Annotated in this window: 5 protein-coding genes; 3 read left to right on the forward strand and 2 right to left on the reverse strand. The window is 45.5% G+C overall.

All coding sequences use genetic code 11. The features are described from left to right. The coding region (locus tag NG792_RS26040; RefSeq protein ID WP_261237346.1) for a C6orf136 family protein at positions 1 to 425 on the reverse strand (425 nt) is incomplete at its 3' end. Positions 426 to 576: 151 nt separating this feature from the next. Here NG792_RS26040 and uvrA point away from each other — a divergent pair. Both uvrA and NG792_RS26050 read left to right on the forward strand, forming a co-directional pair. Then, on the forward strand, positions 577 to 3,504 hold the full coding sequence (gene uvrA, locus NG792_RS26045; protein WP_261237347.1) for an excinuclease ABC subunit UvrA: 2,928 nt from the start codon (positions 577 to 579) through the stop codon (positions 3,502 to 3,504). A gap of 313 nt (positions 3,505 to 3,817) precedes the next feature. After that, the gene (locus NG792_RS26050) at positions 3,818 to 4,243 is read left to right on the forward strand and encodes an acyl-CoA thioesterase (protein ID WP_261198629.1); all 426 of its coding nucleotides are present in this window, start codon (positions 3,818 to 3,820) and stop codon (positions 4,241 to 4,243) included. Between the two features lie 62 nt (positions 4,244 to 4,305). On the opposite strand, the gene NG792_RS26055 is transcribed toward NG792_RS26050, so the two are convergent. Next, complete coding sequence (locus NG792_RS26055) at positions 4,306 to 5,157, reverse strand: DUF1206 domain-containing protein (RefSeq protein ID WP_261237348.1); 852 nt, start codon at positions 5,155 to 5,157, stop codon at positions 4,306 to 4,308. Between the two features lie 398 nt (positions 5,158 to 5,555). On the opposite strand from NG792_RS26055, the gene NG792_RS26060 reads away from it, so the two are divergent. Further along, the gene (locus NG792_RS26060; protein WP_261237350.1) at positions 5,556 to 6,806 is read left to right on the forward strand and encodes an L-lactate MFS transporter; all 1,251 of its coding nucleotides are present in this window, start codon (positions 5,556 to 5,558) and stop codon (positions 6,804 to 6,806) included. Positions 6,807 to 7,061: the final 255 nt, after the last annotated feature.

Below are 7,061 nucleotides of genomic sequence, written 5' to 3' on the forward strand. Positions count from 1 at the left end.
GTCTCCGATTGCGGAAGAAACTGCTTTAAAATTGCCTTCGGTTCCCGGTCCCAAGTGTCAATATGTTCATAAATTAAGCCAGTTTCATCTAATTTATAATTAGAATATCCATTAAAAAATAAATCCGCTTTCCAAGGTAAACGCAAGGTCCCACGCACGGTCCAGTTTGCTAAAATCATATCCGGTGCAACCTGCTCTACATCATGCAAATCAAAATAGAGTTGGGTAAAGAACAGTTGGCCGTGAAATCGTAAGGTCCAGAAAATAATTCTATAATTGAATTTCCACTTAAACTGATTTACCGGGTCTTTGAAAAAGATATCTTTTCTATATATATCGTAAGAAATATCTTTTTTGAATAAAGTGGGTAAGTCTTCCTTTAAAGTGGCGATCGCCTTGACTACTTGGGATTGATACTCGTCCATTGGTTTGGTTCTCCTGGCATTCCTCAATTTTATTGTAGGGGGGAAATAACCCGCACCCCTCGGATATCCGAACCCCGGTGATCCCATCCTCCACACCCGCATCTGCATCCAAACCCGCTAAAATTGTTAAGAAATATATAGTTAATTTTTTATGCCTAAACGTGCCAGTGCATCTACGAAGCAACCCGCGCAGAGCTTGAATGGATCCTCCTTGACCGAGGCAGTGGTCAATCCCCGGGATCACGGGATCCGAATTCGGGGGGCCAGACAGCACAACCTTAAAAATATTGACCTCGAACTCCCGCGCGATCGCCTGATTGTCTTTACTGGCGTTTCCGGGTCCGGGAAATCCTCCCTTGCCTTCGATACCATTTTTGCCGAGGGTCAGCGGCGTTATGTGGAGTCCCTCAGCGCCTACGCCCGTCAGTTTCTCGGACAACTGGATAAACCGGATGTGGAATCCATTGAGGGACTCTCTCCGGCGATTTCCATTGACCAAAAATCCACCTCCCACAACCCGCGATCGACGGTGGGAACGGTGACGGAAATTTATGATTATTTGCGCTTGTTATTTGGAAGGGCGGGAAAACCTCACTGCCCGATTTGCGATCGCTCGATCGCCCCACAAACCATTGATGAAATGTGCGATCGCGTGATGGAACTGCCCGATCGCACTAAGTTTCAAATTCTCGCCCCGGTGGTTCGCGGAAAAAAAGGTACTCATAAAAAAGTGCTTTCTAGTCTCTCTTCTGAAGGGTTTGTGCGCGTGCGGGTAAATGGCGAAATTCGCGAACTCTCGGAAAATATTGAATTGGATAAAAATCATACCCATACCATTGAAATTGTGGTCGATCGCCTGATTAAAAAAGCAGGCATCCAAGAACGATTAACAGATTCTTTAACCACAGGGTTGCGCCATTCGGAAGGGATTGCAATTATTCAATTATTAGACAGTACCACCGAGGACGGAGAGAGCGAATTAGTTTTTTCTGAAAAGTTTGCCTGTCCCGAACATGGGGCAGTGATGGAAGAACTTTCCCCGCGTTTGTTTTCCTTTAATTCCCCTTATGGTGCTTGTGAAAGTTGTCACGGATTGGGCAGTTTTCGCACCTTTTCTCCGGAGTTAATTATTCCGGACCCGGATGCGCCGATTTATGAGGCGATCGCCCCTTGGGCGGACAAAGAGAGTGCTTACTATTTGTCGGTGTTGCAAGGGTTGGCAAAGGCATACGGGTTTGAGTTGACCACTTCCTGGAAACATTTAACAGCAAAACAGCAAAAAACCATTTTATATGGTGCTGATGAACCCATTAATATCGAAGGATGGGGCAATAATCGGCGCTATGCTGGTGCATTGGCGTTGTTGCAACGGTACTATGAAGAAAGTGCCTCGGAACTGCAAAAGCAAAAATTAGAGCAGTATTTGGTCGATCGCCCTTGCGAAAGTTGCCACGGAAAACGCTTGAAACCGGAAGCGTTAGCGGTACGAATTGGAAATGAGCATATTGATGATTTAACCTCGGTTTCGATTCGGGACTGTCGCGATCGCATTGATCAGTTAAAATTGAGCAGTCGGCAAGCACAAATTGCCGAACTCGTCCTCCGAGAAATTTGCGCCCGACTACAATTTTTATTAGATGTGGGATTGGATTATCTCACCCTCGATCGCCCTGCGATGACCCTTTCCGGAGGAGAAGCACAGCGCATCCGTCTCGCAACCCAAATCGGCGCGGGACTAACTGGGGTGTTATACGTTCTCGATGAACCCAGTATCGGACTACATCAACGAGACAACGGAAGATTGCTACATACCTTAACCAAATTACGGGATTTGGGAAATACTTTAATTGTCGTGGAACATGATGAGGACACAATTCGCGCAGCGGATTGGATTGTCGATATCGGTCCTCGCGCTGGGGTACATGGCGGCGAAATTGTCGCCCAAGGACAATTAGATGCCCTTTTAACGGCGGAAAATTCTCTCACCGGGTCCTATTTATCCGGGCGATTACAAATTGAAACCCCAGGGGAACGACGAGAAGGAAATGGACGTTCTTTGGTGATGAAAAACTGTTCTCGCAACAATCTCAAGCAGATTGATGTAGAAATTCCTCTCGGGAAATTAGTCTGTGTTACCGGAGTTTCAGGTTCTGGTAAATCCAGTTTAATTAATGATTTACTCTATCCCGCCCTGCAACATCATATCACGCGGAAAGTTCCATTTCCGGGAGACATGGACGCACTCAAAACTTTGGGGGAAAAAAGTTTAAAAGATGCAGTTGATAAGGTGATAATTATCGACCAATCCCCCATCGGCAGAACCCCTCGGTCCAATCCCGCCACCTATACCGGCGTTTTTGATATGATTCGGGGGTTATTTGCAGAAACCATCGAAGCGAAAGCGCGCGGATATAAACCAGGTCAGTTTTCTTTTAATGTCAAAGGGGGACGCTGCGAAGCTTGTGGCGGACAAGGGGTGAATGTCATTTCTATGAACTTTTTACCCGATGTTTATGTGCAGTGTGATATTTGCAAAGGAGCACGATATAATCGCGAAACGTTGCAAGTGAAATACAAGGGATATTCCATTGCCGAGGTGTTGAATCTCACCGTGGAAGAATCCTTAGAACTATTTAAACATATACCTCGGGCAGCGACAAGGTTGCAAACCTTGGTGGATGTTGGATTAGGTTACATTCACTTGGGACAACCTGCACCAACTCTCTCCGGAGGTGAAGCGCAACGAGTCAAACTGGCAACGGAACTCTCCCGACGCGCCACCGGAAAAACCTTGTATTTAATCGATGAACCAACAACGGGATTATCGTTTTATGATGTGCATCAATTGTTGAATGTGTTGCAGCGATTGGTGGATAAAGGAAACTCAATTTTGACCATTGAACACAACTTAGATGTGATTCGCTGTGCAGATTGGGTGATTGATTTAGGACCGGAAGGAGGAGACAAAGGTGGAGAGGCGATCGCCACCGGAACCCCAGAGGATGTGGCAGCAAATCCTCGGTCCTACACCGGACAATTTTTAAAGCGCGTCTTGCAGCAATATCCGGCCAAATCTTAAAGGTTAGAAACCGGGTTTCTTTCCTAAATTCATGACAAATAGCAGCAACTCATGAAAGACACCCGGTTTCTGTTCCCCCTACTAAAGGTTAGAAATCGGGTTTCTTCCCCCAAGCTATGACAAATAGCAGCAACTCATGAAAGAAACCCGGTTTCTGGTCCCCGTAACCGCATCCTTCCCTTGTAGAGTCCCCGATGGGTTCTTTTGTGGAAAAACGATTACAATGAGTTAGAGTCCTTACGAATCGCCTCCGGGCAGTTTTAATCCATAGGACCGGCCTAATCGTTATTTTAACATACCAGTTTGAGGGACTATGACCTTAGAACAAGATGCGCTATTAGACACGAATTTAGCTTTCACCGTGAAACCATACGATATTGATATCACGGGGTTTGTGAGTCAAATGATTTTGATGCGCTGGATCGAAGATTTACGGTTAGATTTATTTCAACAGTATTTTTCTTTAGAACAGCAATTAGAATTGGGAATATCCCCCCTAATTGGGAAAACTCGCCTGGAATATCATAAACCCATCAAATTGTTTGATTTGATTGAGGGACGAATGTGGTTTAGTGACATGGGGTCGGTTAAATGGGTTGTCAAAACCGAGTTAATCGTGGATGACAAAATTGCCGTGACTGCCAAACAGACGGGATGTTTTATCCATGTTTCAAGTCATCGTCTTGTTGCCATACCAGACAACTTGGTGAAAAAATTTGCCACCCATTCATCCAGTTGAATCAGGTGAGGGTGAGGTTGGAAAGAGCAGACCCCCAAGGGAATTTGTCCGGAGGCGATCGCTTATTTTCCCAGATTTAAAACTTGTCGAGGGTCAGCTTGGGGAGGGCGAATGCGTTGATAGCGGGCGTGTACTCCCATATACAGTCCATAAATCACCAATCCCACTGCTACGATTCCCAACAGCCAACTCCCATAAGGCTGGCTCAATAAAGCCTCTAAAGTCCCGGGAAGAGCCTTAGCTTCCTTCGCATCGGATTGATAAGCCGCCTGCATCAAAAACCAGCCAATCATGACAAAAATAACACCCCTTGCAGATAACCCCACTCGACCTGCTCTCATCACCCATTTTTCTTCCTGGGGAGTCATTTCTCTGATGTTTAATTCTTTGCGAAACTTCCCAGTAAAGGCTTTATAAAAATAATAAAATCCTACACCCATCACCACTGCACCAGCCAATCCCACCAACCATTCCCCAAAAGGTTGTGAGAGGAACCGGGCGGTCCAATGTTGAGCGCTTTGATCACTTTGTTCTCGGCTACTTGCTTCATTACCCATCAAGAGTTTAATGGCAGTAAAAGCAAACCCCGAATAAATGACCGCACTCATTCCAAATCCAAATCGCTCGATTAACCCTTTGAAAGCAGTCCCTTTATGGTCTGCATCCATAAAGGCTTGTAAAAAACGCCACATTGCATAACCCATTAGTCCAAGGGTTACAAAAAACAGTAAGGCTTGGCCAAAAGGTTGCTCAATTATGGTGGAAAGTACGCCCTTTGGGTCCGTGGTTTGTCCCCCTTTGGTAAATGCAGCTTGCAAGGCTAAAATCCCCACCAATCCGTAAACAAATCCTTTAGCCGCGTATCCAAAGCGAGCAAAACGCTCGATCCATTCTGATTGTGTAGATTGAGTCATAATTTATATTAGTTCTAAGGGGTTATTTTAAACCGTCGATTTTTGAATCAAGCAACCGCAAGAGTTCCCCCGGGGAAAGGTTGGCTGGGCTAAGTTTCAAGTAGATTATCCCTAGGATACTAAAATAAATTCAATCCAACCTCTATCAAAAGGCTCAAAATTGGGGCTATCTTCGCCCGGATAACAGACCCCCACCCCTGGCGATCGCATACTCCTGCCTCGGGTAAAATCAAGTTTTCATGATGAAAAGGGCTGGAGATCGTGGTAAAGTAAAGGTGAAGCAATCAGAGGGTTCAACTCTGATAAAAGAAACTCTATAGAAAAGAGCTAAACCATAAAAATCAGCAAAGAACCGATAGAAATCCACTAGAATTATCTCTATAAGGGAGTTAGCAGTGATGAATGTCACTCATGATCGCTCAGAATTAACCCTATTTGGACTGCCTGCACAACAGGGAAGATGGTTAATGATTCCATTTGGGATGAGCGTTTTACTGTGTCTGGGGAGTGTTTACTCATGGAGTGTGTTTAGAAAACCCTTGGAAGGGGAACTGAATATAGGGGCAACAGAAAGTTTGTTACCCTATACTGTTGCCTTGGTTTTTTATGCCGTCATGATGCCAGTTGCCGGGTTTTATATTCCTAGAATTGGCTCAAGAATTGTTACGGCAATCGGGGGAATCATTGTCGGACTCGGTTACATTCTTTCGAGTTTTGCCACCAATATTGTAACAATGACTCTCACTTACGGACTGATTGCAGGCACTGGGGTGGGGATTGCTTATGGCGTACCGATGGCAGTGGTGGCGCGATGGTTTCCCGATAAAAAAGGATTAGCAGTGGGGTTAACCATTATTGGTTTTGGACTCTCTCCTTTAATCACTGCACCCCTAGCAAAAGGGTTAATTGATGCCTATAGCGTGCGAGAAACCTTGCGGATTTTAGGGATTGCCTTTACCTTGATTATTCTGGCGATCGCCACCACCCTAAAAATGCCCCCCAAAGACTGGCAACCAGCACAACCGCTTTCCGCAGCCTCCTGTGCCGTTCCCAGCGCCTATCCCGGGAATATCCTAAAAAGTCGGTCCTTTTATGGACTATGGATTTGCTACAGCATTGGTACATTTGTCGGATTGAGTGCGATCGGAATTTCTAGTCCTGTCGGGGAGGAAATGATTAAGATTGACCCGGCATTAGCTGCCAGTAGTGTCTCATTATTTGCCCTATTTAATGGCATCAGCCGCCCGCTATTTGGTTGGTTAAGCGATCGCTTCAAACCCCGTTACGTGGCGATGGTTTCTTATACCCTCGTATTGATTGCCTGCATATTGATGCTGAATGTCAAAGAGGGACAAGTTGCCACCTATTTGATTGCCTTTTGTTTATTTTGGGCATCTCTAGGCGGATGGTTAGCAATGGCACCCACAACAACCCTGCGCTTATTTAACCCGGATAATTATGCTCAAAATTACGGGATTGTGTTTACAGCCTACGGCGTCGGTGCCTTGTCAGGAACCCTAGTAGCGGGACAAATTCGCGATTGGTTTGGCAGCTATACTTATGCCTTTTATCCCATGATATTCTTAGCAATTGTGGGAATGGTTGTCGCGAGTTTGCTGTTGAAGCGGGATAAGGTAATTGAGGTTTGAAGTGGTGATAACTGGCGGATCGCGAGCACCGGCTAGGGTTTAAACCCGCGCCTCATAGCTAAAGTCGGTTTAAACCCACTGAAGATTAAGGTTTGGAAATAGGGCTTTTAGAAACAGATGGAATTGAATAGACCTCTTCCCTCTTGCAAAATATCTGCTCTAGCCCTAGTTTATACTAATCTCCCCCTCAGTTGTAATAAGCCCCGGGGAAATCCGGTTTGAGACGGATTGCTTCATTGAATGAAGCAATGGCTT

It is taken from the genome of Laspinema olomoucense D3b, from assembly GCF_025370785.1.
GTDB classification, from domain to species: Bacteria; Cyanobacteriota; Cyanobacteriia; order Cyanobacteriales; family Laspinemataceae; genus Laspinema; species Laspinema olomoucense.